This window comes from Nonomuraea sp. NPDC002799, assembly GCF_053592075.1.
This window is the reverse complement of sequence record NZ_JBSFVA010000038.1, coordinates 18791-44969: the sequence shown is the minus strand read 5'-3', so window position 1 is coordinate 44969 and position 26179 is coordinate 18791. Positions and strand designations below refer to the sequence as shown.

At 70.9% G+C, this 26179-nt stretch carries 24 protein-coding genes; 9 read left to right on the top strand and 15 right to left on the bottom strand.

Features of this window, described 5'->3' with window-relative positions; genetic code table 11:
• Genes ACWD0F_RS42560 through ACWD0F_RS42525 form a run of 8 tightly spaced genes read right to left on the bottom strand, consistent with a single transcriptional unit; the run spans position 1 to position 10049 of the window.
• Positions 1-2724, bottom strand: a complete 2724-nt coding sequence (locus ACWD0F_RS42560) for a glycoside hydrolase family 38 N-terminal domain-containing protein (RefSeq protein ID WP_449887322.1) — start codon at positions 2722-2724, stop codon at positions 1-3.
• Positions 2721-3800 (bottom strand): Gfo/Idh/MocA family protein, encoded by a 1080-nt coding sequence (locus ACWD0F_RS42555; protein ID WP_449887320.1) that lies wholly within the window; start codon positions 3798-3800, stop codon positions 2721-2723. Before ACWD0F_RS42555 ends, ACWD0F_RS42560 begins: the two co-directional genes overlap by 4 nt.
• Entirely contained in the window at positions 3797-4696 is a 900-nt protein-coding gene (locus ACWD0F_RS42550; protein ID WP_449887319.1) for a TIM barrel protein, read from the bottom strand. The genes ACWD0F_RS42555 and ACWD0F_RS42550 overlap by 4 nt, the downstream gene beginning before the upstream one ends.
• A complete protein-coding gene (locus tag ACWD0F_RS42545; RefSeq protein ID WP_449887317.1) occupies positions 4687-5865 on the bottom strand; it encodes a CehA/McbA family metallohydrolase in 1179 nt (392 codons plus the stop codon). Before ACWD0F_RS42545 ends, ACWD0F_RS42550 begins: the two co-directional genes overlap by 10 nt.
• The gene (locus ACWD0F_RS42540) at positions 5862-6926 is read right to left on the bottom strand and encodes an ABC transporter ATP-binding protein (RefSeq protein WP_449887316.1); all 1065 of its coding nucleotides are present in this window, start codon (positions 6924-6926) and stop codon (positions 5862-5864) included. Before ACWD0F_RS42540 ends, ACWD0F_RS42545 begins: the two co-directional genes overlap by 4 nt.
• The gene (locus ACWD0F_RS42535) at positions 6927-7745 is read right to left on the bottom strand and encodes a carbohydrate ABC transporter permease (protein ID WP_449887315.1); all 819 of its coding nucleotides are present in this window, start codon (positions 7743-7745) and stop codon (positions 6927-6929) included.
• Positions 7742-8680 carry a carbohydrate ABC transporter permease gene (locus ACWD0F_RS42530; protein WP_449887313.1) on the bottom strand — a complete coding sequence of 313 codons (939 nt, stop codon included), beginning with the start codon at positions 8678-8680 and terminating at the stop codon, positions 7742-7744. Before ACWD0F_RS42530 ends, ACWD0F_RS42535 begins: the two co-directional genes overlap by 4 nt.
• A complete protein-coding gene (locus ACWD0F_RS42525) occupies positions 8655-10049 on the bottom strand; it encodes an extracellular solute-binding protein (protein WP_449887311.1) in 1395 nt (464 codons plus the stop codon). The genes ACWD0F_RS42530 and ACWD0F_RS42525 overlap by 26 nt, the downstream gene beginning before the upstream one ends.
• Positions 10050-10307: 258 nt before the next feature.
• On the opposite strand from ACWD0F_RS42525, the gene iolC reads away from it, so the two are divergent.
• The 6 genes from iolC to ACWD0F_RS42495 all read left to right on the top strand — a co-directional run bounded on the left by iolC (position 10308) and on the right by ACWD0F_RS42495 (position 16706).
• The gene (gene iolC / locus ACWD0F_RS42520) at positions 10308-11249 is read left to right on the top strand and encodes a 5-dehydro-2-deoxygluconokinase (RefSeq protein ID WP_449887309.1); all 942 of its coding nucleotides are present in this window, start codon (positions 10308-10310) and stop codon (positions 11247-11249) included.
• Entirely contained in the window at positions 11246-12151 is a 906-nt protein-coding gene (locus tag ACWD0F_RS42515) for a Cgl0159 family (beta/alpha)8-fold protein (protein WP_449887308.1), read from the top strand. Before iolC ends, ACWD0F_RS42515 begins: the two co-directional genes overlap by 4 nt.
• Complete coding sequence (iolB, locus tag ACWD0F_RS42510) at positions 12148-12987, top strand: 5-deoxy-glucuronate isomerase (RefSeq protein ID WP_449887306.1); 840 nt, start codon at positions 12148-12150, stop codon at positions 12985-12987. The genes ACWD0F_RS42515 and iolB overlap by 4 nt, the downstream gene beginning before the upstream one ends.
• Positions 12984-14831, top strand: coding sequence for a 3D-(3,5/4)-trihydroxycyclohexane-1,2-dione acylhydrolase (decyclizing) (gene iolD, locus ACWD0F_RS42505; RefSeq protein WP_449887304.1), 1848 nt, complete (start codon positions 12984-12986; stop codon positions 14829-14831). Before iolB ends, iolD begins: the two co-directional genes overlap by 4 nt.
• Positions 14832-14892: 61 nt before the next feature.
• Entirely contained in the window at positions 14893-15924 is a 1032-nt protein-coding gene (locus ACWD0F_RS42500; protein ID WP_449887302.1) for an AI-2E family transporter, read from the top strand.
• Positions 15925-16058: 134 nt separating this feature from the next.
• Positions 16059-16706: an HAD family hydrolase gene (locus tag ACWD0F_RS42495; RefSeq protein ID WP_449887300.1), complete on the top strand. Its 648-nt coding sequence runs from the start codon at positions 16059-16061 to the stop codon at positions 16704-16706.
• A gap of 71 nt (positions 16707-16777) precedes the next feature.
• On the opposite strand, the gene ACWD0F_RS42490 is transcribed toward ACWD0F_RS42495, so the two are convergent.
• Positions 16778-17299, bottom strand: a complete 522-nt coding sequence (locus ACWD0F_RS42490; protein WP_449887298.1) for a DivIVA domain-containing protein — start codon at positions 17297-17299, stop codon at positions 16778-16780.
• Positions 17300-17417: 118 nt separating this feature from the next.
• Between ACWD0F_RS42490 and ACWD0F_RS42485 the strand changes: the two genes are divergently transcribed.
• Positions 17418-18230 carry an ABC transporter ATP-binding protein gene (locus ACWD0F_RS42485; RefSeq protein WP_449887297.1) on the top strand — a complete coding sequence of 271 codons (813 nt, stop codon included), beginning with the start codon at positions 17418-17420 and terminating at the stop codon, positions 18228-18230.
• Positions 18227-18895 carry a hypothetical protein gene (locus ACWD0F_RS42480; protein ID WP_449887295.1) on the top strand — a complete coding sequence of 223 codons (669 nt, stop codon included), beginning with the start codon at positions 18227-18229 and terminating at the stop codon, positions 18893-18895. Before ACWD0F_RS42485 ends, ACWD0F_RS42480 begins: the two co-directional genes overlap by 4 nt.
• Before the next feature lie 54 nt (positions 18896-18949).
• On the opposite strand, the gene rlmN is transcribed toward ACWD0F_RS42480, so the two are convergent.
• Positions 18950-20050, bottom strand: coding sequence for a 23S rRNA (adenine(2503)-C(2))-methyltransferase RlmN (rlmN, locus tag ACWD0F_RS42475; RefSeq protein WP_449887294.1), 1101 nt, complete (start codon positions 20048-20050; stop codon positions 18950-18952).
• A gap of 120 nt (positions 20051-20170) precedes the next feature.
• On the opposite strand from rlmN, the gene ACWD0F_RS42470 reads away from it, so the two are divergent.
• A complete protein-coding gene (locus ACWD0F_RS42470; RefSeq protein WP_449887292.1) occupies positions 20171-21193 on the top strand; it encodes a suppressor of fused domain protein in 1023 nt (340 codons plus the stop codon).
• Here the strand turns inward: ACWD0F_RS42470 and ACWD0F_RS42465 are convergent.
• The 5 genes from ACWD0F_RS42465 to rpsB form a co-directional block, all read right to left on the bottom strand.
• Positions 21190-22029, bottom strand: a complete 840-nt coding sequence (locus ACWD0F_RS42465; protein ID WP_449887291.1) for a phosphatidate cytidylyltransferase — start codon at positions 22027-22029, stop codon at positions 21190-21192. The genes ACWD0F_RS42470 and ACWD0F_RS42465 overlap by 4 nt on opposite strands.
• Positions 22030-22132: 103 nt before the next feature.
• Positions 22133-22690 carry a ribosome recycling factor gene (gene frr, locus ACWD0F_RS42460; protein WP_449887290.1) on the bottom strand — a complete coding sequence of 186 codons (558 nt, stop codon included), beginning with the start codon at positions 22688-22690 and terminating at the stop codon, positions 22133-22135.
• A gap of 45 nt (positions 22691-22735) precedes the next feature.
• On the bottom strand, positions 22736-23434 hold the full coding sequence (gene pyrH / locus ACWD0F_RS42455; RefSeq protein ID WP_449887288.1) for a UMP kinase: 699 nt from the start codon (positions 23432-23434) through the stop codon (positions 22736-22738).
• A gap of 136 nt (positions 23435-23570) precedes the next feature.
• Positions 23571-24404 (bottom strand): translation elongation factor Ts, encoded by an 834-nt coding sequence (gene tsf, locus ACWD0F_RS42450; RefSeq protein WP_449887287.1) that lies wholly within the window; start codon positions 24402-24404, stop codon positions 23571-23573.
• 569 nt (positions 24405-24973) lie between these two features.
• Positions 24974-25972 (bottom strand): 30S ribosomal protein S2, encoded by a 999-nt coding sequence (gene rpsB, locus ACWD0F_RS42445; protein WP_449887286.1) that lies wholly within the window; start codon positions 25970-25972, stop codon positions 24974-24976.
• Positions 25973-26179 lie beyond the last annotated feature (207 nt).

The following is a 26179-nucleotide window of genomic DNA, read 5'->3' as shown; positions in this document are numbered from 1 at the left end:
TCAGTCAGTCAATTGGAGAGTCGCTATCTCCCACGCCCGCAGAGGAAGCCGGACGACTCCCTCGGAGACCGGCACCGGGGCCCCGGGACGCCCGCGCAGGTCGGCCTGCCTGGCGTGGGAGAACGCGCCCTCGATGACCGCCTCCGTGTCGTCGGGCGTCAGCGCCACCACGCGCAGCTCCCGCCACCCGTCCCGATTCCGGAGCGAGGTCATCACCACGCCCTCCCCCGTCACCGAGAGCCCCGCCGCCGGCGGGGGCAGGGGCAGGGCCGGCGCGCCCGAGCCCGGCACCACCAGCAGGTCGTGCCGGAAGGACTCCGCCTGCGGGACCACGTCCTGCCAGGAGCCCTGGTAGGGCATCAGCGCCAGGCTGACCGAGCGCAGCCCGCGCGACTGCGCGGCCGGGGTCGGGAGCTGGGGACCGGCCGGTTCGGGGCGCAGGACGTTGCGGTTGCGGGAGAGGTAGCCGACCGAGCGCAGCAGCGTGAGCGCCAGCTCGTCGTCCACCAGCTCGTATTCCGTCACGTGCTCCAGCAGCGCGGCCGCACCCCCTGACGCCACCCAGCCGGAGGCCGGGAAGGTGGGCAGCGGGGTCTCGCCGCAGCCGCCCTCCGCGGTGAGCCCACGGGTGACGACCGCGAACTGCCCCTCGGCGTGCGACTGCGCGGCCGGGGCCGGCAGCGGCACGTGCAGGCGGACCCGGTGGTCGGCGCAGCGGTTGTCGAACGCGACGTTGAGCCGGACGAAGGGCTCGCCCGCGCGCAGTTCGACGCGGGTGGTGACGACGGTCTCCTCCGCCCGCAGGGAGCGCTCGGCGGCGGGCAGCTCGGGCGCGCCGTCGATCCCGTCGCCCTTGGCGGGCCACCGGTAGGTGCGCCGCACGTCCACCACCGCCACCAGCGGCCCCGAGCAGACCAGCTCGGCCCGGACGAACTCCGGCTCCGACACGATCCGGTCCGACAGGGGCGGCGCGTAGTTGTAGGTGTCGCCGACGTCGCCGCCGTCCTCGATGCGACCGGCTCCCGTGATCGTGGTGCCGTCCTGGCCGACCAGCGTCAGCGTGCCGTCCTCCGCGATCGTGACCCGCAGCAGCCCGTTGTCCAGCACCTCCTCGTCGCCGCGCACCGGCAGCGGCGCGGAGTCCGAGCTGAGCCAGCAGGACGGGTCGTGCTGGGAGAGCGGGTGGCCGTCCGGCACGTGCGCCGCGTCGCGGGCGGCGGGCCGGACGCTCGTGTGGCCCAGCGGCGGCGCCTCGACCATGGCCGCGACCGTCCGCCGGGGCTCGGCGACGATGCGGACGCGGGTCACGCCCTCCAGCGCGCCGCGCAGGTCGTCCACGTCGAAGACGACCTCGGTCTCCCGCGCCACCGTGAACGTCAGCGTCCCGCCGGCCACCGACCAGTCCGTGATGTGCTGCCCGTACAGCTCGGTCCCGTGGACGAAGGAGAGCGCCGTGGCCGGATCCATCTCCTCGTCGAGCAGCAGCGTGGCCGCGTACTCCAGCGGCTGCGTGGGCACCGGCGCGCCGGTGGGGCCGACGAGCGGGTCCGTGCCCGCGACGTCCACGACCACGACGCCGCGCCGGAAGGCGGGCGTCGGGTTGACGACGAGCACGCCGTCCGACGGCACGGTGGCCGCCAGGCGGGCGGTCACCATGTCGCGCACGGCCTGGCCGAGGTGCTCGGCCTCCGCGATGCGGGCGGCCACCTGCTGGGCGGTGTCGTCCACGCCGCAGCCGGTCACCGAGTCGTGGCCGCTGGCGTCCACCAGCCGCCACCACGCCATGTCCAGGAAGCGCCCGGGCCACTCGCCGCCCCAGAGCGTGGCGAGCGGTTCGGCGTAGCGCTCCACCATCCGCTCGGCGCGGCTCATGGCCTGCTTGACGTGGGCGCGGACGGAGATGACGCCGGGCAGGATGTTGGCCCGCGCGTGGGAGCGCAGCTCACCCGTGACCCGTGGCAGTCTCTCGACGTCACCCGAATAGGCCCCGATGTATCCGGACAAGGTGTCCATGCGGGCGCCGATCTTCGCCACCATCTCCGGCAGCCCGCGCACGGGGGCGGAGTGGTCGGTGCCGTACATCGCCAGCAGCGAGCCCTCGGGCCCGTGCCACTCCCGCATGGTCGCGGAGAACGCCGCGGCCCGCTCGGCCAGCCCCGAGGCGTCGTGGAACAGGTGCGCCCCGTTGCCGTAACCGCCCGCCGGCAGATACTGCGTCCGCAGCGCCGTCCCGTCGGGCGCGACCCAGGCGAAGGCGTCGGTGGTGACGGACGACGGCACCCCGCGATAGACGCACGCGTGCAGCAGCCCGGCCTTGCGCAGGATCTGCGGCATCTGCGCCGTGTGACCGAACATGTCGGGCAGGTAGCCCACCGGCATCGCCCCGCCGAGCTTGTCCGCCCGGTCCAGGCCGAGCTCCAGGTTGCGGACGATGTTCTCGCCCGAGCACAGGAACTCGTCCAGCAGGATCTGCCACGGCCCCACCGCCAGCCGCCCGGACTCCACCAGGGCGGCGATCCGGTCGCGGTTCTCCGGCCGCACCTCCAGGTAGTCGTCCACGCAGGCGAGCTGCCCGTCGAGGGTGAAGTGATAGGCGGGCTCGCGTTCCATCGTGTCGAGCACCTCGTCCAGCAGCGCCACCAGGCGCAGCCGGAAACGCTGGAAGGGCTCGTACCACTCCCGGTCCCAGTGTGTGTGCGGGACGACGACGATCTCCGTGCTCACGCTGCTTCCCCTCCCATGGGCAGATCATGTTGTACGGCGTAGCGGGCGGCGATCCGCTGAGCCGTCACGATGTCCTCCAGGGCGCCCGTCGCGTCGGTGAGCGGCGGCTTGCCCTCGTTCACGAAAGCATGGAAGGCGGCGAGTTGTACTTCGAACGCCTCGGTCACGTCCCGCCACTCGGTCCGGCTCTCGCCGCCGGACACCACGGTGAGCGTCGTCGGGGCGTTCATCAGGTAGGGCGAAGGGAAGACCAGCTCCAGCGAGCCCTTGTCGTGGTGGATGGTCACGGTCTCCCGGTAGGCCGGATAGTCCTCCAGGTAGTGCCAGCGCAGGTGGAACCGGCCCCGGACCGGCAGCGGGCCGGAGATCTCGATGGAGCCGGGCGCGGGACCCCAGGTCTCAACATACGAAATTTCCGCAGGAGACCCGGTGAAGCGCCTCAAGAGCGACAAGTCGTGGCATATCGAGCCCAACGACACCCCGTACAGGCTCCGCACCGCCTCCGGCGCCGACTCTCCCAGCGCCTTGGACACGAGCGCGTTCTCGGCGGCCCGCAGCGAGTCCAGCAACCCGGGATCCACGTCGCGCGCCTGGGTCAGGTTCGCGAAGGCGAGCTGCGAGTCCCCGCTCGGGTGCAGCACGCTCACCTCGGCCGACCTGATGGCCTCGGGGCCGCCCAGCTCGGCCAGGATCTCCTCGGCCCGGCGCACGGCGGGGTCGTACTGCTTCATGTAGCCGACCATCAGCCGCCCCTCGGGCAGCGCGGCCACCTCGGCCCTGGTCAGCGCGAGCGGCTTCTCGCACAACACGGCGTATCCGGCGGCGAGCGCCTGCCGCACGGTCTCGCCGTGGGAGCCGGAGGCCAGCACGAGGACGGCGTCGAACCCGCCGTCGGCGATCATCTCCGCCAGCGAGGTGTAGCGCCTCGACGCCCCCAGCCGCTCGCCGGCGGCTTCGGCGAGCGTGCGCGACAGGTCGCAGACGGCGCTCACCTCGAACAGGTCACGGCGCCTCGACAGCAGCGGCACGTACACCGCCTGCGTGACGGCTCCGCATCCCACCAGCGCGATCTTCACAGTCCCAGTTCCTTCAGCTTGCGGAGGTTGGCGGCCTGGTCGGCGATGTTCTGGGCGACGGTGCGGCGGCCGGGCAGGGTGTCCTGCTCGATGATGATCCAGCCCTCGTAGCCGGTCTCGTCCAGGGTCCGCGCCACGCCCGGCAGGTCCAGCTCGCCCTCCCCGAGCTGCGCGAACCCGCCGCGGCCCATGAGCTCGCGCAGGTCCACGCCGTCGGCGAGGGCCCGCTCCAGGATCTTCGTGTCGCCGTCCTTGATGTGCACGTGGTCGATCCGCTCCGCCCACGCGCGCAGCGCCGTCACCGGATCGCCGCCGGCCAGCAGCAGGTGGCCGGTGTCCAGGCAGAGCCGCACGTCGGTCAGCTCCAGCAGCCGCTCCACGTCCTCGGGGGTCTCGACGTAGGTGCCGAGGTGGTGGTGGAAGGCGGGCTCGAACCCGCGCGCACGGCACCGGTCGGCGGCCTCCTGCACCCGGGCGGCATAGGACGGCCACTCGGACGCGGGCAGCCCTGGAACGCTCCCGCCGGGGCGGGCGAACCGCTCCGCCGAGCCGGAGCAGGCCAGCGTGGGCCGCGGCGCGAACCCCTCGGGCGCCGGGGGCGCGGCGGCGAACACGTCCAGCGCGGCCTCCAGCGCGGGCAGCCCGCCCGCGAACGCCGCCGCGTCGCCGTAACGCAGGTCGACCCAGCCGCCGGCGAGCAGCAACCCGCTGCCGGCCAGCCGGTCGGCCAGAGCCGAGCCGGTGCCCAGGTAGCCGATCGGCCCGGAGTCGATGCCCTCGTAGCCGGCCTCGGCCAGCGCGCGGACCATCTCGTCGGCGGTCAGCGGCGGTGGGGCGTCACTGAGCTCGAACACGCCGAAACTCACGGGCGCGTTGGCGATTCTCCTCACGCGCATAGGGCGATCACCTCGTTCTCGTAGGTTTCCAACCGGTGCCGTCCGTCCAGCGCGCGCACTTTCACGCGGTCGCCGCGGATCACCTGCCGGGTGCCGTCCGGACGCACCAGCACCAGGCCGTCGGCGTCCAGGGCCAGCAGCTCGTCGCCGAGCCGCAGCAACAGCGGCCCGTCCGGGCCGGTCGAGACGGCGGTACGCCCGGCGCGCACGCCGTCGAGCACCGCCGCCGTGTCCGCGGCCAGCACCCACGTCGTGGGAGCGCCGGGCAGGCCGTCGGAGTCGTGGCGGTGGAAGTCGCTGCCGCCGATCGCGATCACGTCATCGCGCCAGGCGTCGGCCCAGGCCAGCGGCGCGCCCCAGCGGCGGTCCCACCAGCCGGAGCTCCAGACCTCGGCGACCTGGGGGCGGCGGCTGATCGGCAACAACCAGGCGCAGTCGCCGCCGAGCGGATGGTTGACCGACATCAGGCCGCCTTCGCGGTCGGCGTGCTCGGCCCAGGAGTCGGCGGGGCGCCTGAAGTCGACCCAGCCGACGTCGCCGAACACGTTCGCGTGGCCCCGGTCGGTGGTGACCTCCTGGCCGGGGATCAGCGTGATCCCGCGCTCGATCTTGCCGAGCCAGGGGTGGTGGCTGACCGTGTTGTGGTCGGTGACGGCCAGGAAGTCGAGCCCGCGCCCGGCGGCCAGCTCGGCCAGCTCGGCGATGGTCAGGGCGCCGTCGCTGTGCACGGTGTGGGCGTGGAAGTCCCCGGCGAACCACCGCAGACCATCCACGTCGGGAATGTCCCTGCGCGGCGGGCGCGCGCCGTGCGGCGGCTCCTCGGCCACGGGCTCGGCCGGCGCGACCCGCTCGGCCGAGATCTCCAGCTCGAAGTCCAGCCCCTGCGGCGGGATCCGGTGCAGCCGCACCCACACGTGCCAGGTCCCCGCCTCGGGCTCGCCGGGCAGATAGCCGGGGGTCGCCCAGTCCCGCGTGATCGTGTACTCGTCGCGCGCGCCCCCGGACCAGCCGCGGAACCCGGCCGGCGATCCGCACCCGAGGTCGAGCACCCCCTGCGACCTGTCGTAGGCCAGCCGGACCGTCACGGCCGCCGTCCCGGCGGGCACCTCGAACGGCACCTCCCGCAGGATCCGCTCCAGCCGGTCGTCCAGGCTCCAGTGCCCCCTCATACCAGCTCCCCGTCGCGGTAGACGAGGGCCCGATCGTTCCTGGGCAGCGCGTAGCCGTCGTCGCCGAGCGCGGGCTCGCTGCCCTCGGGCACGACGGCCTGCACGTTGACGTCGTCGACGTCGAGGGTCACCAGATGGGCGGCGCCCAGGTTCTCCACCATGGCCACCTTTCCCCCCAGCGCGCCCGGTGCGGGCTCGGCCGAGTAGGACATGTACTCGGGTCGCACGCCGTACACGATCTTCTCTCCGTCGGACAGCAGCCCGCCGGCCGAGACCGGGACCGCCACCTTGCACCCTGCCACGTCCAGCGTGTCACCGCGGACGACGGCGTCCAGCAGGTTCATGGGAGTGGAGCCGATGAAACTTGCCACGAAGGTGCTGACCGGCCGCTGGAACACCTCGGCTGGCGTGCCGATCTGCCGGATGTGCCCCGCCTCCATGACGGCCATGCGATCGGCCATGGCCAGCGCCTCCGCCTGGTCGTGGGTGACGAAGACGGTGGTGACGCCCAGCTCGCGCTGGAGCTTCTTCAGGAACGTGCGCGCTTCGAGCCGCAGCCGGGCGTCCAGGTTGGACAGCGGCTCGTCGAACAGGAACGCCTGCGCCTGCGTGGCCATCACCCGGGCCAGCGCGACCCGCTGCTGCTGCCCGCCGGAGAGCTGGCCGGGCCGCCGGTCCATGAGCTGGTCGAGCCCGAGCCGCGTCCCCACCTCCAGGGCCTTGTCACGGCGCGCCTCCTTGGCGACCTTCTTGATGCGCAGGGGATAGGCGATGTTGTCCGTGACGTCCATGTGCGGGAAGAGCGCGTAGTCCTGGAAGACCATCGCGATGTCCCGGCCGCCGGGCTGCACCCCGGTCACGTCGCGCTCGCCGATCACCACGGAGCCGCCGGTCGCGGTCTCCAGCCCCGCGATCGTGCGCAGCAGCGTGGTCTTGCCGCAGCCGGAGGGGCCGAGCAGGGCGAAGAACTCGCCGTCGGGGACGACCAGGTCGAGCGAGTCGAGGGCTTTCACCCCGCCGGGATAGACCTTGGTCAGCCCGCGTAGTTCGATGGCGGCCATTTAACGCTTGATCCCTCCGTGGAAGCGGAAGCCATACTTCTTGCTGACGAACAGGTACATGAGCACCACGGGCACCGAGTAGAGCAGGCCGAACGTGGAGAGCATGCTGAGGTTGGCCTGGCCACCCTCGGTGTACAGCGTGTACGTGATCACCGCCGCCGGCTGCTTCTCGACGTCGCTCAGCAGCAGGTACGGCATCAGGAAGTTCCCCCACACGTTCGCCACGGCCCAGACCCCGATCGTCGCCAGCCCGGGCCGCACCAGAGGCACCACCACGTGCCGGACGATCTGCAGCGGCGTGGCCCCGAAGACCCGCGCCGACTCCTCGTAGGACTTCGGCGTCGAGTCCATGAAGTCCTTGAGCATGAAGATCGCGGCCGGCAGCAGCCCGCCGGTGAGGATGAGGATCAGCCCGAGTTGCGAGTCGATGAGGTTCAGCTCCACCGCGAGCTGGAACAGCGGCACCATGGCCGCCGTCCCCGTGATGATCGACGACAGCAGCAACAACGCGTAGAGCAGGGCGTCCCGGCCGGGCAGCCGCACCCGGCTCAGCGCATAGGCGGCCAGCGCCGACAGCAGCACGACCAGCAGCGCGGTGCCGACCGACAACACCACCGAGTTCCAGAGCGACGGCAGCGCGTACGGATGCTCCACGACCGCCCGGAAGTTGTCCCAGGTGAAGTCGGGCACCGAGACCTCGTACGTAGGGTCCGAGGTGAACGGCGCCGTGACCAGCCAGAGCAAGGGGATCGTGAAGAAGGCCAGCAGCACCGCGATCAGCGTGTAGAAGCCGATCCGGCCGAGGACGAAGCGCGTCATTTCTTGCTCCGGAGCAGCCGCAGGTAGAACATCGCCACGACCAGGTTGATGAGCAGGATGATCGTGGAGACGGCGGCGCCGTAGCCGAGCTCGCCACCCTGCAGGGCCACCTTGTAGACGTGCACCGCCAGCACCTCCGACTTACCGTCGGGGCCGCCCGCGGTGAGCATGAACGGGGTGAAGTCGTTGAACGTCCACAGGCTGATCAGCAGCAGGTTCGTCAGGATGTGCCCTCTGATGTGCGGGAACACCACGTCTCTGAGCTGCTGCCAGCCGGAGGCGCCGGCCAGGCGGGCGCTCTCCAGGTGCGAGGGCGGCACGTTGCCGAGGGCGGCGCCGTACAACATCATCGAGAACGCGGTGCCGCGCCAGGTGTTGAACACCACGATCGACAACATGGGGTGGTCGAGCAGCCAGGCGAAGCCGGGGATGCCGAGCAGCGCGTTGAGCGTGCCGCCGTCGCGGTCGAGCAGCGCCACCCACAGGAACGACACGACGGCGCTCGGCAGGATCCAGGCCAGGATGACCAGGCCCTCGACCAGCCGCTTCAGCGGCCCGCGGCGGTCGCGCAGCAGCCAGGCGATCGCGAACCCGAGCCCGACCTGCCCGATGACGGCCGAGCCGAGCACGAACTGCACGGTCAGCCAGGTCGAGCTCCAGAAGTCGGGGTGGGTGACCGCGCCGAGGAGGTTGTCCAGCCCGACGAACTGCGGGTTGGCCGCGGCGGCGCCGGTCAGGCGGTAGTTCGTGAGCCCCAGGTAGAGCACCCACAGTGCGGGGAAGACCAGGAAGACCGCGATGAGCAGCAGGGCGGGGGCCATGAAGGCCCCGGCCCGCAGCCTGCCCAGGCCCGCCGCGTCGGAGCTGTAGCGGCGGGCGGGCCGGTCTTCCGCGACGGCCTCAGGAGCCTCAGGAGGCGATATTACCTGCGCCACCGACGAGTCCCTCAAGCTTCTTCTGGTAGTCGGCCGCCGCCTGGTCGGGCGCCGTGCCCCCGACGACCGCGGCCGTGGCCTCCTGCAACGCCGCCGACACCTGCGGGTAGACCGCGACCGGCGGCCGGTAGGCGGTGAGCGGCAGCACCTTCTCCGAGATGAACGTCAGCAGCGGCTCACCCGCGAGGATCTCCTTGTTGACGTCGGAGCGCGGCGTGATGCGCACGTTGCCGTCCTTGGTCTCCTCCTTCAGCGCCTCGGGTGAGAGCGTGAAGGCCGCCAGCTCGAAGGCCTCCTTCGGATGCTTGCTGTTGGGGTTGACCGTGCGCAGCGCGCCACCGGACATGCTGACGAAGTCCTGGCCGCGCAGGCCCTTGCCAGGCTCCACGGCGGGGATCATGGCGTAGCCGACGACCGTGTCGCGGTCGGCCATCTTGGCCACACCGGTCGCGGGGTTGACGACGCCGCGCCAGAAGTAGTCGCCCTCCATGAGGATGCCGATCTTGCCGGCCGCGAACTGCTGGAACGACTTGTCGCGGCCCTTGGCCTCCTGCTGCAGCTTGGGATCGCCGAGGCCGCCACCGTAGATCTTCTGGTAGAGGCCGAGCGCGTCCTTCAGCGGCTGCGCGGCGCCGGTCCACTTGCCGTCCTTCTGCACCTCGCCGCCCGCGCCCGCGAGCAGCGGCAGCACGCCCTGCATCGAGGTGGCCTCGCCCATCGCGGTGCCGGCGTTGACCTGGATCGGCACGGGCACGCCGGACGACTTCAGCTTCGTGCCGGCGTCGAGGACCTCCTGCCAGCTCTTGGGCTGCCAGTCGGCGGGCAGCCCGGCCTTGGCGAAGAGCGTCTTGTTGAAGTAGAGCACCCGGCCGTCGGTGCCGACGGGCAGGGCGTACTTCTTGCCGTTGAACTCCGTCATGCCCTGCACGGCCTCGGGGATCTGCGCCCAGCCGTCCCAGCTCTCCGCCTCGGCTCCGACCAGGTCCGGCAGCGGCTTCAGATAGCCCGCCTCGGCGAACTCGCCGGCCCAGATGCCGTCGATGTCGATCACATCGGCGCCCTTGCCTGACTTGAGGTCGAGGGAGAGCTTGGTCTTGTACTGCTCGTCGTCGACGCCGCTGGGAAGGAACTTGACCGTGACGTTCTTGCCCTTCGCCTTCTGGGCCGCCTCGAACTTGGGGATCACCCAGTTGGCGACGAAGCTCGCCGCCGCGGCGTTCTTGCCGCCGGCGATGGCGTTCTGGGCGATCGTCAGCTCGACGGCGTCACCCTCGCCTCCTCCGCCCGACGACTGGCCGCAGGCGGCGAGCCCCAGCCCGGTCGCAGCAAGGACGGCGACCACACCCATCGACCGTTTCCGCAATGCCATGCAAACCCTCCGACGTGTCTTTAAGGGAGGCAGCCAAGGGGCCAATATGTCATGACATGCATATGACGTAAAGGCCCGGCCATATTTCGAGGATGTGCCCGCATGCTGCGTCTTCTCCGAGACGGGAGCCTGCTAACAGTCCGGCATCATGCATGGTGCGTCGCGCCGGTTTCGGTCTGGGCACATTAGGTAACCTAGCTGACATCCGAATGTCATGACAATATGCCATAGTGACGAAGTAAGCTCCTGGGAGGCGCGTTGTACGATCTGATCACGATCGGCCGCTGCGGTGTGGACGTCTATCCGCTGCAGACCGGCGTCGGCCTGGCCGACGTCGAGACCTTCGGCAAGTTCCTCGGCGGCAGCCCGACCAACGTCGCCGTCGCCGCGGCGCGCCACGGGCTGCGCCCCGCTGTGATCACCGCCGTCGGAGCCGACCCCTTCGGTGAGTTCGTCCGGCGGGCGATCCGCGACTTCGGCGTCGACGACGTCTACGTGCGCACCATCGAGGGACCGCCCACCCCGGTGACCTTCTGCGAGATCTTTCCCCCCGACCACTTCCCGATCTACTTCTACCGTGGCGAGCACCCGCCCGACCTCCAGCTCACCGCGTCCGCCCTCGACCTCGACGCCATCAGCGCCGCCGGCCTGTTCTGGTTCTCGCTGACCGGGCTGAGCCAGGAGCCGAGCGCCGCGGCCCACGCGGCCGCCCTGTCCGCGCGCAGGTCGTCGGGCTGGACCGTGTTCGACCTCGACTACCGGCCCACGCTCTGGGAGTCGCGGGTGGCGGCCCACGAGGCGGCGCAGCGGTTGTTGCCGTACACCAACGTGGCGGTCGGCAACCTCGACGAGGTGGAGACCGCGGTCGGCGTCCGGGATCCGGAGGCCGCCGCCCAGGCGCTGCTGGACGCCGGGGTCGAGGTCGCGATCGTGAAGATGGGCCCGGAAGGGGTCTTCGCCCGCACCGCCACCGAAAGCGTGCTGGTGGCGCCCCTGGAGGTGAAGGTGGTCAACGGGATCGGCGCCGGCGACGCGTTCGGCGGAGGCGTCTGCCTCGGCCTGCTGCGCGGCTGGCCGCTGGAGCGCACGATCCGGTTCGCCAACGCGGCGGGCGCTCACGTGGCGGCCCGCCTGGCCTGCGCCGATGCCATGCCGACGACCACAGAGGTGGACGAGTTGCTGAACGGGGTGCGCTCTTGAGCGACATCACGCTGCCCGTGAGCGCCGGTTACGAGCGGCTCACCCACATCCGCGCCACCCGGCCGGAGGGCATCGCCGAGGCCGCGGCCCGCAGGGTGCGCCGTGGTCTGCCGGGCGAGGGCGAGCGCCTGCTGATCATCGCCGCCGACCATCCCGCGCGCGGCGCCCTCGGCGTCCGCGACCGGCCGCTGGCCATGGCCAGCCGCGCCGATCTGCTCGACCGCCTCCAGGTGGCGCTGGCCAGGCCCGGCGTCGACGGCATCCTGGCCTCGCCCGACGTGCTGGAGGACCTGCTCCTGCTGGGCGCCCTGGAGGGCAAGCTGGCCTTCGGCTCCATGAACCGCGGCGGCCTGGCGGGCTCGGTGTTCGAGGCCGACGACCGCTTCACCGGCTTCGACGCCGCCGCCATCGACACGATGCGCCTGGACGGCGGCAAGATGCTCTGCCGCATCGATCCGGCCGACCACGCCACGGTGGCCACGCTGGAGTCGTGCGCCCGCGCGGTCACGGATCTGGCCCGGCGGCGCCTGATGGCCATGGTGGAGCCGTTCTGGTCGGGGCGTACGGAGTCGGGGGCGCTGCGCAACGACCTGTCGCCCGAGGCCGTGATCCGCTCGATCAGCGTCGCCCAGGCGCTCGGCGTCACCTCCGCCTACACCTGGCTCAAGATCCCCGCCGTGCCGGAGATGGAGCGGGTGATGGCCGCCACCACGCTGCCCGCCCTGCTGCTCGGGGGCGACCCGCCCGACATCGACGCCGCCTACGCCGACTGGGACCGCGCGCTGAGCCTGCCGGGGGTGCGCGGCCTCGTCATCGGGCGGGCCCTGCTCTACCCTGCGGACGACGACGTGGCGACCGCGGTGGACGGCGCCGCCGCCCTGGTGCGAGAGGCCCGCGCATGACCTACCTTCCCTACGGCAAGGCCGCCGCCGCCCCCTGGTCGGTCGAGATCACGCCGGCCCTGGCGGGCTGGGACTACTCCGGGCTGCGCGTCCTGGACCTGACCGACGCCCCGGTGTCGTTCGAGACGGGCGACACGGAGCTGCTCGTCCTCCCCCTGGCGGGCTCCTGCACGGTGACCCTGCCGGACGACGCGTTCGTGCTGGCCGGCCGGGACTCGGTCTTCGACGGCCCCTCCGACTTCGCCTACGTCCCGATCGGGACGGCCGTGACCCTGCGCGGCGCCGGCCGCATCGCGCTCCCCTCGGCCCGCGCCACCCGGGCCCTGCCGCCCCGCTACGTCGCCGCCGCCGAGGTCCCGGTGGAGATCAGGGGCGCCGGCCAGGCCAGCCGCCAGGTCAACAACTTCTGCGCCCCGGGCGTCTTCGACTGCGACAAGCTCATGGCCGTGGAGGTCCTCACCCCGGACGGCAACTGGTCGTCCTACCCGCCGCACAAACACGACACCCCCGGCCCGGGCGAGGCCGTGCTGGAGGAGATCTACTACTTCGAGGTCGCCGACCAGGGCATCGGCTACCAGCGTGTCTACTCCTCCGAACGCGGCCAGATCGACACCCTGGCCGAGGTCTCCTCCGGCGACGTCGTCCTGGTCCCCTACGGCTACCACGGCCCGTCCATGGCCGCCCCCGGCTACGACCTCTACTACCTCAACGTCCTGGCCGGGCCCGCGGAGCAACGGTCGATGGCGTTCTGCGACGACCCCCGGCACGCCTGGATCCGCTCCTCCTGGGACGCCCAGCACATCGACCCCAGACTGCCGTTCGGGAGGACCCCATGATCCGGCTGACCGTCGCGCAGGCCGTCGTCCGCTTCCTGGCCCAGCAGCACACCGAGCGCGACGGCGTGGAGCGCAGGTTCTTCGGCGGTTGCGCCGGCATCTTCGGCCACGGCAACGTCGCCGGGCTCGGCCAGGCGCTGGCCACCTCGGCCGAGGACCTGCCCTACCACCTGAGCCGCAACGAGCAGGCGATGGTCCACACCGCCGCCGCGTACGCGCGGGCCAGCAACCGCCTGGCCACCCTGGCCTGCACCACGTCCATCGGCCCCGGCGCCACCAACATGATCACCGGCGCGGCCGGCGCGACCATCAACCGGCTGCCCGTGCTGCTCCTGCCCGGCGACATCTTCTCCACCCGGGTGGCCGGGCCGGTGTTGCAGGAGCTGGAGGACCAGCGCTCCTACGACATCTCGGTCAACGACTGCTTCAAGCCGGTCTCCCGCTTCTGGGACCGGATCAACCGCCCGGAGCAGCTTCCCAGCGCGCTGCTGGCCGCCATGCGGGTCCTCACCGACCCGGCCGAGACGGGCGCGGTGACGCTGGCGCTGCCGCAGGACGTGCAGGCGGAGGCGTATGACTGGCCGGACGAGCTGTTCGGGCACCGCGTGTGGCACGTCCCCAGGCCGCGCCCCGAACGCGCCGCGCTGGCCAGGGCGGCCGAGCGCATCAAGGCGGCCGAGCGCCCGCTCATCGTGGCCGGCGGCGGGACGATCTACAGTGAGGCCACCGGGCACCTGCGGATCTTCGCCGAGACGTACGGCATCCCGGTCGCCGAGACCCAGGCCGGCAAGGGCGCGCTCCCCCACGGCCACCCCCTCGCGGTGGGCGCGATCGGCGCCACGGGCACCACGGCCGCCAACACGCTGGCCCGCGAGGCCGACCTGATCATCGGTGTCGGCACCCGCTACAGCGACTTCACCACCGCCTCGCGCACGATCTTCGCGCCCGGCGCCGCGTTCCTCAACGTCAACATCACCGGCTTCGACGCCGCCAAGCTGTCCGGCCTGCAACTGGTCGCCGACGCCCGCGAGGCGCTCGCCGACCTGACCGAGGCGTGCGCGGGCCGGCCCACGCCGCCCGCCTACCCGGCGCGGGCGGCCGAGCTGACCCGGGCGTGGGACGCGGCGGTCGACGCCGCGTACGCGCTGGAGGGCTCGCCGCTGCCCCAGTCCGCAGTGATCGGCGCCGTCAACGCCGCTGCGGGCGGCGACGGCGTGGTGGTGTGCGCGGCCGGCTCGATGCCCGGCGACCTGCACAAACTCTGGCGGCCCAGCGGCCCGGGCAGCTATCACGTCGAGTACGGCTACTCCTGCATGGGCTACGAGATCGCGGGCGGCCTGGGCGTCAAGATGGCGGCCCCGGAGCGCGAGGTGTTCGTCATGGTCGGCGACGGCTCCTACCTGATGATGGCCCAGGAGCTCGTCACGGCGATCGCCGAGCGCATCAAGCTGATCGTCGTCCTGGTGGACAACTCCGGGTTCGCCTCCATCGGCCGCCTGTCGGAGAGCGTCGGAGCCGAACGGCTCGGCACCTCCTACCGGCACCGCGACGGCACCCCGCTGCCCGTGGACCTGGCCGCCAACGCGGCCAGCCTCGGGGCCACGGTGTTGCGCCCGGAGTCGGCCGCCGATCTGCGCAAGGCGCTCGACACGGCGCGCTCGGCGACCGGGACCACCGTCATCTACGTCCGCACCGACCCGATGGCCGACGACGTTCCCTCCTCCGAGGCGTGGTGGGACGTGCCTGTGGCGCAGGTGGGCACGTCGAGCGCCACGTACGCGGCGCAGGAGACGTACGTGGCGAACAAACGCTCCCAGCACCCCCACCTGACTCCGCCCGGCTGAGCAGGGTTGCCCCCCATCCCCCGAGGGAACGCCTCTGACCAGGCACGATGGGGGGCATCGGATGAGGCCGTGGCGGCTGCTGGGGTGGGTCGCGCTTGTCGCGGTGGCCGGGTTCTGCCTCTACCACGTCGCCACGGTGGTCATCTCGATCGTCGTCGCCCTGTTCATCACCGCGCTGCTGTGGCCCCCGGCCCGCTGGTTGTGCTCGCGCGGGATGGGCCGCGCGCTGGCCACGACGATCGTCTTCGTCGGCGGGCTCGTGCTGGCGGCGGGTCTGGTGGCGCTGCTGGTGCCACCCACCGTCGACAGCGTGGCGGAGCTGCGCACCAGCGTCAGCAAGGTGCTCGACGACCTGCACGAGTTCACCGGCAGGTTCGGCGTCAACGAGCAGCAGCTCGTCGCGCAGGCCAGAGAGTACGCCACCGCGCAGGGCCGCCAGCTCGCCACCGGCGCGCTGGCCGGGGTCAAGACCGTGGGCGAGATCATCATCGGCACCGTGCTCGCCGTCATCCTGTCGATCTACTTCGTGCACGGCGGCGACCGGCTCTTCCGCTGGCTGGTGGACCTCACCCCCGCCACCGCCAGGGCCCGCCTGGCCGACACCTGTCACCTGATCTACTCGGTGATCGGCCGCTACATCCGCGGGATCGCGGTCGTGGGGGCGGTCGACGGGTTCTTCATCGGGATCGCGCTGTGGATCCTGGGGGTGCCGCTGGCGCTGCCGCTGGCGGTGCTGACGTTCGTGGGGGCGTTCCTGCCGGTGGTGGGGGCGTTCATGGCCGGGCTGCTGGCCGCCGTGGTGGCGCTGGTGGCCAAGGGCTGGCTGGTGGCGCTGATCGTGGTCCTGGTCACCGTGGCCGTGCAGCAGCTTGAGGGGCACGTGCTCGCGCCGCAGATCTACGGCAAGGCACTCGATCTGCCGGGGGCGGTCATCCTGGTGGCGATCACGCTGGGCAGCGTGATCGCGGGCATCGCCGGCGCCTTCCTGGCCGCGCCGCTGGCCTCGGTCATCGTCGCCCTGGTGCGCGACTTCGTCTCTTCCGAACGGCGGCAGTTGCCGCCCGCGACTCCCGCGACTCCCGCGACCACCTGAGGCATCGCGTCCGGCCGCCGGACCGCCGGCGGCGGGACGGTGCCCTCGGGACCCGGCCCGCAGATCGTGACCGACCGCAGATCCCGGGGCCCGATGGCCCCACGGACAGCGCCATCACCACCATGATGGAACGTATGCGATGGGTGACATTCGACTGTTTCGGAACCCTTGTCGACTGGCGGCACGGCATCCTCACCAGTGCCGGCCTGATCGCGCCTGGTCAGGGGGCGCGGCTGCTGGAGGCGTACAACCGGCACGAGCACCTCGTGCAGGACGAGTCGCCCGGCCTGCGCTACCGCCAGGTGCTGGCCGAGGCGCTGCGCAGGGCGTGCGCGGAGGAGAAGGTGGCGCTGAAGGAGGACGACGCCTCGGTGCTGGCCGCGACGATCCCGTACTGGCCGGTGTTCCCCGAGGTCGAGGCCGAGCTGTCGGCGCTGCGCGCGGCCGGGTGGAACCTGGCGCTGCTCACCAACTGCGACCGCGACCTCATCGCGGAGACGCTGCGGCGGCTGCCCGTGCCGTTCGACGCGGTGGTGACGGCGGAGGACGCGGGGGCCTACAAACCGGCCGGGGCGCACTTCGAGGTGTTCAGGCGCTCGCACGAGCCGTCGGCGTGGGTGCACGTGGCGCAGAGCTACTTCCACGACATGGTGCCGGCGCACCGGCTGGGCATCCACCGCGTGTGGATCAACCGGCTGGGCGAGCGGCCGTCGGACCCGACGATCGTGCACCGGATCCTGCCGGACCTGCACGGCCTGCTCACCCACGTCCAGCACGTCTGACGCTCAGGCGCGACCTCAGCACGTTCGACGCTGAGCCGCTTCAGCACGCGCTGCTCCCGGCACGCCCGACGCTAGGCCCGCTGCTCCAGCACGTCCGCGATGCCCGCCAGGAAGGAGTCCACGTCGGCGATCGCATAGCCGGACCTGAACAACACGGTCGAGAACTTGGCCGCCCGCACCTCCTTCGCCGTCACCGGGAACTCGGTCGTGCCCCGCAGGGTGGCCACGATGCGGTCGAGGAAGGCGTCGATCTCGTCCTCGTTGTAGCCGGCGCCCATGCGACCGGGGCGGAAGGCCACCCGTTCGACGCGAGCCGCCTGGCTCTCGAACCACTGCTCGCGCAGCAACTCGCCGGTGGGCTCCGCCATGGCCAGCCGTACGGGCCGCTGGGCCTGGGTCTCCAGGGCCACGACGAACGCCTCCAGGGCGAAGTCGACCGCGGTCTCCTGATAGCCGCCGCGTTTGGCGCGGAACGTGGCGGTGCGCACCTCATCGGCGGTAATGGGCTCCAGGGTGTGGGAGCCCCTGCCCAAGGTGGATTCGATCCGCCCGATCAGGGCGTCGACTTCGACCGGGTCATAGCCTGAACGCATACCTATGACGCGCGGAAAGCGGTTCAAGCTCACACTCCTCTTCAGAGGTGCTGGGGGTCTCTCCATTGTGGGGCTCTTTATGACGGCCATGCGACCTGACATATAGCGTTACTGCACCATGCGTCTGTCCAACGTCTCCTTCCGCTACCGAAGACGTGATCCATTCGTCATCCACAGCGCCGACGCTCGGCTCTCCGCCGGTGACGTGATCGAGCTCACGGGTGTGAACGGGGCCGGCAAGTCGACCCTGCTGCGCCTCCTGTCCGGGCTCGCCCGGCCGACCGCCGGCACGATCACCGACCGGCCCAGGTCCGTCGGCTTCGCCCCCGACCGTTTTCCCAGCGCCCAGCCGTTCACGGTGACGGCGTACCTGCGCCACATGTCCCGCGTACGCGGCGGAGCCCGCTGGGAGCCGTGGGCCGAACGCCTGAACATGGGTCACCTGCTCAACCTGCCCCTGAGCGAGCTGTCGAAGGGCAGCGCGCACAAGGTGGGCCTGACTCAGGCGCTGATGGTGGAGCCCGGGCTGCTGATCCTGGACGAGCCGTTCGCCGGGCTGGACGCCGACACCCGCGAGGCCCTGCCGGAGATCGCGACCGAGATCGCGGAGCGCGGGGGCATCGTCATCGTCAGCGACCACCAGGGCGGCCTGCGCGCCTTACCCGCGCTGCACCACTGGTCGATGGTCGACGGCCACCTCAAGGAGGGCACGGCGGCCCTCCATCCACCATCTCCGGATCCGGCCCTCACCCCCACCCCGCCAGCCGCCGACACGACCGCTCCGGCCACCGCCACCGCCGCGCCGCTCGCCAAGGCGACCACCGCCGCCGCGACCGTCGCCGTCACCGTGCCGCTGGCCGACGTCCCTGGCTTCCTCGCCCGGATGCGGGCGGAGGGCTACGACGCCCGCCAGACCGAGGAGACCGGATGATCGCCCTGACCGCCTTCCGCCTGGCCGCCTACATCCGCTCCCACCGCGTCTACCAGGCTCTTCTCCTCACCGCGGCCCTGCTCGCCATCGTCTACGGCAGCCGGGCCCCGATCGGCGCGGAGGCTTCCGTGCTCACCGACGGCGCCGTGCTGCTCACGCCCGTCCTGGCCTGGGCCGGCCGAAGCCTGCTCGACACCGAGCCCGACCGGCAGCGCGAGATGTCCGCGGTCCAGGTGGGCGGCCGGGGCAAGGAGGTGACGGCGGGCCTGGTGGCGGCGTTCGTGACGTGCGCGGCGCTCGCGGCCCTCGGGCTGGGCTGGGCCCTGCTGCTCGGCGTCAGCCAGTCACCGCCGGCGCCGGTACTGGCCGCCGGCCTGCTCCTGTACGCCCTCGCCGCCCTCACCGGCACCGCGCTGGGCGCCCTCACCAGCCGCCCGGTCCTGCCCTCGCCCGCCATCTCGATCATGACCCTGCTGCTGGGCTTCCTCGTGATGCTGATGCTCAGCGCATCGTCCCTCTACTGGCTGACCGTCCCGTTCACCGCCTGGATGAAGGCGGCGAACGCCGGCCTGTTCCTCGACCGGTTCCCCGAGCTCGCCGCAGTCTCCCTGGCCTGGTGCGTGATCGGCCTGGGCGCGTACGTATGGCTGAGAAGACGCGCGTGACGCGCTGAGGCCACTCGCCGGTGGCCACTCGGCAGAGCGGTCACTCGGCGGCGGTCACTCAGCGGCGGCGAGCTGCCCGCAGGCGCCGTCGATCTCGCGGCCCCGCGTGTCCCGCACCGTGACGGGCACCCCGTGGAACTCCAGCCGCCGCACGAAGGCCCGCTCGTCCTCCGGCCGCGAGGCCGTCCACTTCGACCCGGGTGTCGGGTTGAGCGGGATCAGGTTGACGTGCACCAGCTTGTTCTTGATCAGCTTGCCGAGCAGGTCGGCCCGCCACTCCTGGTCGTTGATGTCCTTGATCAGCGCGTACTCGATGGAGATGCGCCGCTTGGTCTTGGCCGCGTACGCCCAGGCGGCGTCGAGCACCTCCGACACCTTCCAGCGCGTGTTGATCGGCACCAGCGTGTCGCGCAGCTCGTCGTCGGGCGCGTGCAGCGACAGCGCCAGCGTGACGGGCAGCCCCTCGTCGGCGAGCTTGCCGATGGCGGGCACCAGCCCGACGGTGGACACCGTGACTCCACGGGCGGAGATGCCCAGCCCGTCGGGCGCGGGCTCCACGAAGCGGCGGACCGCGCCGATCACCTGCTTGTAGTTGGCCAGCGGCTCGCCCATGCCCATGAAGACGATGTTGCTCACCCGCGCGGGCCCGCCGGGCACCTCGCCGGCGGCCAGCGCGCGGGCGCCGGACACGACCTGCTCGACGATCTCGGCGGTCGACATGTTGCGGGTCAGCCCGGCCTGGCCGGTGGCGCAGAACGGGCAGTTCATGCCACAGCCGGCCTGCGATGACACGCACATCGTGACCCGCTCGGGGTAACGCATGAGCACCGACTCGACCAGCGCCCCGTCGAAGAGCCGCCACAACGTCTTACGCGTGGTGCCGCCGTCGGTGGTCTGCTCCTTGACCGGCGTGAGCAGCGTGGGCAGCAACGCCGAGAGCTTCTCCCTGGCGGCCGCGGGCAGGTCGGTCATGGCGCCGACGTCCGTCGTGAGCCGCTCGAAGTAGTGGCGCGAAAGCTGGTCGGCGCGGAACGCCTTCTCGCCCAGCTCGGTCACCGCGGCCCGGCGGTCGGCCATCGACAGGTCGGCCAGGTGCCTGGCCGGCTTGGCCCGCCTGGGACCGACGAAGGTGAGCTGACCTGGGGGCTGGGACACGTTCCTTGCCTTTGCTTGAGGGGAGGTCGACCAGGGTAGTGAACGTTCGGATCGGAGGTGGCATTCCTGCTCACGGTACGGCTCGCGTCATGGTTACCGCCCGATCTACAGTCATCTCGTATGGCGATTTTTCGGTCGGCATCTGGCGAGGGTGGCGCCGAGGTCGTCCTCGCCGCCGGCAGCCCGTACGGCAGCCGGACGCTCGTGGTCGAGCGAGACGAGGACTCCTCGGTAGCTTACCTGTGCTCTCCTGATGGCACGGTGCACGGCGCCGTCTGGCTGGCCAATCACCGCCCGGCGCCCCCCGTGGTCGACCTGGCCCGGATCAACGCCGGCCTGCCGCCGCTGATGCCGCGGCCCAACACGCTGCACCCGGACGGCAGACGCCCGCTCGGGCAGCTCAGCCCGCTCTGGTTCGAGGAGGGCGACGGGGTCGCGCTCTACGAGGATGACGACCTGCTGGCGGTCATTCCGGGCTGGGCCGACATGAGCAGGGGCATGCCGGGATACGCGCGCGACGCGGTGGGCGAGTCGGCGTTCGCGTGGGCGCTCTCGGAGGCGCTGGAGGGGCTGCAACCCCGTATCTCCAACGCCAGGTCCTACTGGCGCTGGCGGCACAGCGAGGGGTCGTGGCCGTCGTTCCAGCAGTTCGTGATGGGCCACCTGGACGGGGTGCTCGGGCCGGCCGGCCGCTACTGGGACGCCAGCGGCGAGCGGCTGCCGACCGTCGGCATCACCGAGCGCCCGCCGCACGGCGACCGCGGTTTCACCGTGCTGTCCACGGTCGGGATGAGCTGCCAGCGCATGCCGACGGTGGAGCAGTGGATCGACAAGCCGGGGGCGTACGCACGGATCGAGCTGGCCGTGGCCACCCGCGAGGACCCCAAGGAGGCGGCGCTGCTGCTGGTGTGGTTGTCGCAGTATCCGTGGCACTCGATCACCTGGCTCGGCCACGGGCACACGGCGAAGTGGTATCACGAGCCTTCGACGTTCCCGCTCGGGCCGCGGTATTCAGGGGTGCTGATGCAGGCCGACGCGCCTCACATGCCCAACATGGCGGGATTCGCCTTCGGTGGCGAAACCGTGCGGTGGCTCTGGCTGACCCCCGTCACCACGCAGGCGCTGGAGGCCCAGCACCACTAGAAGAAGATCGTCATCAGCAGCCAGGCCGGCACCAGCGTGGTGACCAGCGAGTCGAGCCGGTCCATCAGGCCGCCGTGGCCGGGCAGGATCGTGCCCAGGTCCTTGATGCCGAGGTCCCGTTTGATCATCGACTCGATCAGGTCGCCCACGGTCGCCAGCAGCGCGCCCAGCGCGCCGATCAGCGCGCCCTGCCACAGGTCCCCGCCGAGCAGCCAGGCCACCAGCCAGGCCCCGACCGCCGTACACGCGACCAAGGACCCGGCGAGCCCCTCCCAGGTCTTCTTCGGGCTGATCGCCGTCATCTGGTGCCGGCCGAACAGCACACCCGCGATGTATCCGCCGATGTCGCTGGCCACGGTCACCGCGATGAAGATCACCACCCGGTGGTTGCCGTCGTCCGCCGTGAGCAGCAGCGCCGCGAACGCGCTCAGCATCGCGGGATAGAACAGCGTGAACACCGACGCCGAGGCGTCGCGCACATAGCCGTCCGTGCCGTCGCTGAACATCCGCCAGATCATCAGCACGAACGCGAATATCGCGAACGTGGCCAGCAACCAGAGCGTCCCGCCCCAGTACGCGCCCACCTGCATCGCCACCAGCCCGGCGAGCACGGGCACCGCGGGCACCTTGATGCCGCGGGTGGCGAAGGCCTTGGTCAGCTCCAGCACACCGATGCCGACGGCCCCCAGGAGGACCAGGAGGAAGAGCTCCTTGACCGTGTACAGGGTGCCGAGGACCAGGCCGCCCAGCACCACGCCCACCGCGATCGCGGCAGGCAGGTTCCGTCCGGTACGGCCGCCGCCGCTCGAACTGGTGCCAGCCGTACGTTCTTCCACAGAGTTCTCCAAAAGCCACGGCCCCCGCCCTCCGGGCGAGGGCCGTCGGTGCATGACCCGCTCAGTGCGGCCCGCTGGAAGCGACCCGCGTGCGGCGCGCCGCTCAGACTTCGAGCAGCTCGGCTTCCTTGTGCTTGAGCAGCTCGTCGATCTTGGCGACGTGCTTCTGCGTGACGTCGTCGAGCTCCTTCTCGGCCCGCCGCACCTCGTCCTCGCCCGCCTCGCCGTCCTTGATCATCTTGTCGAGGAGCTCCTTGGCTCCGCGGCGGATGTTGCGGATGGACACCTTGGCGTGCTCGCCCTTGTTCCTGGCGACCTTGATGTACTCCTTGCGGCGCTCCTCGGACAACTCGGGGAACGTCACACGGATCACGGCGCCGTCATCCGTCGGGTTGACCCCGAGGTCGGAGTCGCGGATGGCCTTCTCGATCGCGCCCATCGAGCTCTTGTCGAACGGCTGGATCAGCACCATGCGCGCCTCGGGCACGTGGAACGACGCCAGTTGCTGGATCGGCGTCGGCGTGCCGTAGTACTCGGCGGTGATCTTGTTGAACATCGAGGGGGTGACCCGGCCGGTGCGGATGGTCGCGAAGTCCTCCTTCGCGACCGCGACGGCCTTGTCCATCTTGTCCTCGGCTTCGAGGAGGGTTTCGTCGATCACAGCGGCTCCTGTCGTCTTCTAGCTGGCGGTGTCGGGCTCACGCGCTCATTTGCCTGCGGGGCTCACCAGCGTGCCGATTTTCTCACCGCGTACCGCTCGCAGGATGTTGCCCTCGCCCATGAGGTCGAAGACCACGATCGGCAGGTCGTTGTCCTTGCACAGGCTGATCGCGGTGGCGTCCATGACCGCGAGGTCGCGGAGCAGCACCTCGCCGTAGTCAAGGTGGTCGAACCTGACCGCGTCCGGGTTCTTCCGCGGATCGGAGTCGTAGATGCCGTCCACCTGCGTGCCCTTGAGCAGCGCCTCGGCGCCGATCTCCAGGGCCCGCTGGGACGCCGCGGTGTCGGTGGAGAAGAACGGCGAGCCGAGCCCGGCGCCGAAGATGACCACACGCCCCTTCTCGAGGTGCCTGATCGCGCGGCGCGGCAGGAACGGCTCCGCCACCTGCTGCATGGTGATGGCGGTCTGCACGCGCGTCTCCACGCCCCGCCGCTCCAGAAAGTCCTGCAGGGCCAGGCAGTTGATGACCGTGCCCAGCATGCCCATGTAGTCGGCCCTGGCCCGGTCCATGCCGCCCTGCGACAACGTCGCGCCGCGGAACATGTTGCCCCCGCCGACCACGACCGCGACCTGCACGCCTTCCTTGACCGCCTCGGCGACCGAATCGGCCAGATGATCGACGATGACCGGATCGATGCCCAGCGGCTCGCCGCCGGCGAACGCCTCGCCTGACAGCTTCAGCATCACCCGCTTCCACCTCAGCGGGTTCTGAAATGAGGAAGCCGCCGTCCGTGTGGATTCGTGGGCTGGCTCCCGGTAGTCCTGCACGGCGGCGGCCTCCTTCAGTCGGTAAATCGTTGAGCTGGCAGCTTGCCTAAGCCTAAGCCTGACCGACCTTGAAGCGGACGAAGCCGAGGACCTCGACGCCGTTCTCCTCGGCGTACTTGGCCACGCTCTTCTTGTTGTCCTTGACGAAGGCCTGCTGGAGCAGCGTGAAGTCCTTGTACCAGCCGTTGACGCGACCATCGACGATCTTGCCGATGGCGGCCTCCGGCTTGCCCTCCTCGCGAGTCATCTCCTCGAAGAGCTTGCGCTCCTTCTCGACGACCTCGGCGGGGACGGAAGCGGCCTTCAGGTACTGCGGGGCCATCGCGGCGGCGTGCTGCGCGATGTCCTTGGCGATCTCGGCGTTCGGCTTGTCGAGCTGAACGAGCACGCCGACCGCCGGCGGCAGCGCCGGGTCGGTCTTGTGCATGTACGCACCGATGTAGCCACCCTCGAGCACCGCGAAGCGGCGGATCTCGATCTTCTCACCGAGCGCGGCGTTGGCCGAGTCGAGGTGCTCCTTGACGGTCTTGCCGTCGAAGGAGGACTCGAGCAGCGTCGCCACGTCGGCGGGCTTGGTCTCCAGGACGTGCGCGACGACCTGGCCGGCCAGCTCCTGGAAACGCTCGCCCTTGGCCACGAAGTCGGTCTCGCAGTTGATCTCGACCAGCGCGGCGGAGGAGTCGCCGTCCTGCTTGAGCGCGACGAGGCCGTTGGAGGCGGTGCGGGTCTCGCGCTTGCCCACATCCTTGGCGCCCTTGAGACGCAGCAGCTCGATGGCGCGGTCGAAGTCGCCGTCGGACTCCTCCAGAGCCTTCTTGCAGTCCATCATGCCGGCAGCGGTGATCTCGCGAAGCCGCTTGACGTCGGCCATGTTCACGGAAGCCATTGCTCTTTTTCCTTGTGGGATTTCGTCGTCGTGGATCGGGCGGGCGTCCGGGATCCGGACGCTCCACCCTGTGGGTTCGTGCGGCAGGCGCGTGCCTGGTCTTGCTTGGAGCTCGACCTGGTCGGCTTGCTTGTCGTGCTTCGCTTGAGCCGGCTCGGCCCTGCTGCTTCGGTAGGCATACTGCCCAGCCTGGGGCTGCTTACCGCCCTGGCCTTTGAGGCCCATTTTCCGGGACCGCCCGCCTCGGTGGGAATCCCACCTCGACCAGACACCCCTGGCGGGGCCGTCAGCCGGCCGGCTCGTCCCTGATCGGGACCTCCGGCTCATCCTGGTCGGGCCTGCCGGCTCGGCGGCTCACTTCAGCGCAGCCACTCCGCAGTCAGTATGCCTGTGCCAGTCGTCCAGCCGCCCTGCCCGCCCGATTCCTTGGCGCAGGCCCTGATCAGGCCCTGAGCTCAGACCTTTGATCAGGATCTTGACTCAGACCCTTGATCAGGGCCTGATGCCAAGCCCCTGATCAGGATCTTGATCAGGTAGGCAGGTCAGCTGTCCGACATTCGCCGTTGGCCTCAGGCCTGCGGCTTGTCCTCGCCCTCAGCGGCGGCCTCGGCCGGAGCCTCGGTGCTCTCCTCGGCGGCAGCCTCGGCCGGAGCCTCAGCAGCAACCTCGGCCTCGGCCGGAGCCTCAGCCTCGACCTCAGCGGCCTCGGCCGGAGCCTCGACCTCGGCGGCAGCCTCAGCCGGAGCCTCGGCAGCGGCCTCGGGGGCCTTCGCCTCTTCGGCAGCGCGCTCGCCGGTGCCCTGCTCGATGAGCTCGCGCTCCCACTCGGCCAGCGGCTCGGCGGCGGCCGGCTTCTCGTCACCGCGAGCGGCGCCGGAGCGGGCCATCAGACCGGCCGCGACACCGTCGGCGACGACCCTGGTCAGCAGCCCGACGGCGCGGATGGCGTCGTCGTTGCCCGGAATCGGGTAGTCGACCTCGTCGGGGTCGCAGTTGGTGTCGAGGATCGCGACGACCGGGATGCCAAGCTTCTTGGCCTCGCTGATCGCGATGTGCTCCTTCTTGGTGTCGACGATCCACACCGCACTGGGCACGCGGCCCATGTCCCGGATGCCGCCGAGCGTACGCTCGAGCTTGTCCTTCTCACGACGGCGCATGAGGAGCTCCTTCTTGGTGAGCCCCGAGCCGGCGACGTTGTCGAAGTCGAGCTCCTCGAGCTCCTTCAGACGCTGAAGCCTCTTGTGCACGGTGGAGAAGTTGGTGAGCATGCCGCCCAGCCAGCGCTGGTTGACGTAGGGCATGCCGACCCGAGCGGCCTGCTCGGAGATGGCCTCCTGAGCCTGCTTCTTGGTGCCGATGAACAGAATCGTTCCGCCGTGGGCGACCGTCTCCTTGACGAAGTCATAGGCACGGTCGATGTAGGAGAGCGACTTCTGCAGGTCGATGATGTAGATGCCGTTGCGCTCAGTGAAGATGAAGCGCTTCATCTTCGGGTTCCAGCGCCGGGTCTGGTGGCCGAAGTGAACGCCGCTCTCAAGTAGCTGTCGCATGGTGACGACGGGGGCCATGTGCTGGTCCTCCAGGTCTGGCGCCCGGTGAAGGGCGCGGTTCTCGGTTGTGCCGCGGCAGCGTGTCGTCTGCCGCCCTGATGCCCCGAGACCGCTCCAGCCGGGCACAAGGCCCGGACCGAAGGCGCGGTCCGCAGTGGGGCATGCGAAGTCGGCCTGTGGTCACAGGCCACCAAAAAGTCTACCTCCCGCATCGCCCCAGCCTGA